General features: G+C 60.2%; 3 protein-coding genes. 2 read left to right on the top strand and 1 reads right to left on the bottom strand.

Going from position 1 to position 1,751, the window contains the following annotated elements:
• On the bottom strand, nt 1–193 hold a 193-nt coding region (locus AC1DS3_RS38315), incomplete at its 3' end, for a hypothetical protein (protein WP_477129326.1).
• A gap of 799 nt (nt 194–992) precedes the next feature.
• Here AC1DS3_RS38315 and AC1DS3_RS38310 point away from each other — a divergent pair.
• On the top strand, nt 993–1,313 hold the full coding sequence (locus AC1DS3_RS38310) for a hypothetical protein (RefSeq protein WP_441634775.1): 321 nt from the start codon (nt 993–995) through the stop codon (nt 1,311–1,313).
• 103 nt (nt 1,314–1,416) lie between these two features.
• Nucleotides 1,417–1,751: thiamine pyrophosphate-dependent enzyme (locus tag AC1DS3_RS38305; protein ID WP_477129325.1), on the top strand; the 335-nt coding region annotated here is incomplete at its 3' end.

Genomic DNA, 1,751 nt, shown 5'->3' with positions numbered 1-1,751 from the left:
ATTCAGCCCGGTCCAGTTCCACTGGGTGGGTTAGCCGGATCGTGACGGTGTAGAGGTCTCCCAATCGCTCAACCGCCTCGAACGACACCACCGACAGTTCCGCCGCGCTGGCCGCGCGAGGCACGTCCAGATGATAGGCCTGGCGCCCGGGCAGCCTTGCGCCGTATGTCTCGAATTCGTCGATCACGCCCATGTCTTCTCCGTTGTCACGCCTGCCGCTTCGCGGCAAATTTCATCGCGGATTGGTTGCGCACGCCGGGAACGACAGGTGACTTGATRCTTGGCATCGCAGCGCACCATGCAACCACGTCTATTCGAAATGCGGGCTGCAAAACGCTGTGCGCTTGGCGCTCCGGCCCGATTCGGTAGACATGCTACTGGGTGAGTGCGGAAAGGATCAATCGGACGTGTCCTATTCTTTGAAGAAATTTAAAAAAATTTCTTGTTATGGATCACGGTGTATTCGCAATGTCAACGATGGAAGCTGAGACTGCAGTAAGGCGGCAGCTCGTGAAGTGATAACGGAATACCCGTGGCTATTCGAAAATCGGAATGCAAAAATTGCCGGGAAATTTCTCGATCTGCTCCGGTTAGGCAGGCATACCGCCCGGTAATTTCCGCAATGAATATTCGGAAATTTCCTATTATTCAATGGATTTCGATGGGCCGCGCCGGGCACCCGCAGAAGGTATGCCTGGCGTGCGCCGCCGCGGGCGTTCCGTTGTTCATCCGGATCCGTCGTGGTCTTCGCTCCGTTGTTGACTCGTCCTATTTATCTCAACGGGCATCCATGCTATTAGCCACGGCGGCACGCCGCACGGATCGTTGCCGCGAGCATTGGGAATGCGTTGAACTATGCGCTTGGCCCGCGGTGGGCACGGTGCATGTTGCCGCAGGCGACCGGGCGGTACCCCACATTGCCGTCGTCCTCACAATCGCCCCAACCTCTGCAATAGCGCTACACTGAAAACGAGACAACCCTCCGGAGCGCCATGATGGACGCCGATGGCCCTCAACGCACCTTTCGTGGTCTTCCCCTGACCCCGGAACAGGATGCGGAAATCAGGCACTACATCAAGAGGAAAAAGCAGCGCAGTGCGCCATGGGATACACCTGAGCTAGCCGCCATGCTCGCGGACATGCTGAGGCCGCCAAGCGTTGAGGACGATGACATCGAGTCCCCCGCCGAAGAAGCCAACGCGGACGCTGAGCGCGCGGCGGCTTCGGTGGACGAGGCCATGGATCCGATCGAGGCCGGCGAGGAGCGGATGGCGGCCAGGGAAGCCGAGGCGATGAAGGGCCCCAAGCATTGACATGCAGGTGCAGCGTGCGCATTACGGCTCCATGAGCCGGGACGCGCACAAAAGAAGGCAGCCCCCAGTGCAACGACTGGAACACAAGAATAAAGGGCATAGCATGGCGACCGTCGCGACATTCGAAATCGGGTACACGCAGTTTCTCGATCCACAAGGTGAGCCGACCCAAGCGCTGCCTGCATTTGCGCTCGATCCCGAGGCCCTTTTCCCGCTCTACCGGGCCATGGTGCTCACACGCCAGTTCGACCTCAAGGCCATTGCGCTGCAGCGCACCGGCCAGATCGGCACGTTCGCCTCAGCGCTTGGCCAGGAGGCCGTCGGCGTCGGCGTTGCCAGCGCCATGCGCGCGCAAGACGTGCTCGTGCCGTCCTACCGCGATCACGCCGCGCAGTTCCAACGCGGCGTCTCCATGACCGAGAGCCTGCTGTATTGGGG

Source organism: Cupriavidus sp. 01L46 (genome assembly GCF_056399905.1).
The sequence above is the reverse complement of the archived record's forward strand: the minus strand, read 5'-3'. Positions and strand labels throughout refer to the sequence as shown.

Bases quoted from the DNA above. Each gene is read 5' to 3' on its own strand.
- AC1DS3_RS38310 (WP_441634775.1), top strand. From the start codon at position 993: ATGATGGACGCCGATGGCCCTCAACGCACCTTTCGTGGTCTTCCCCTG.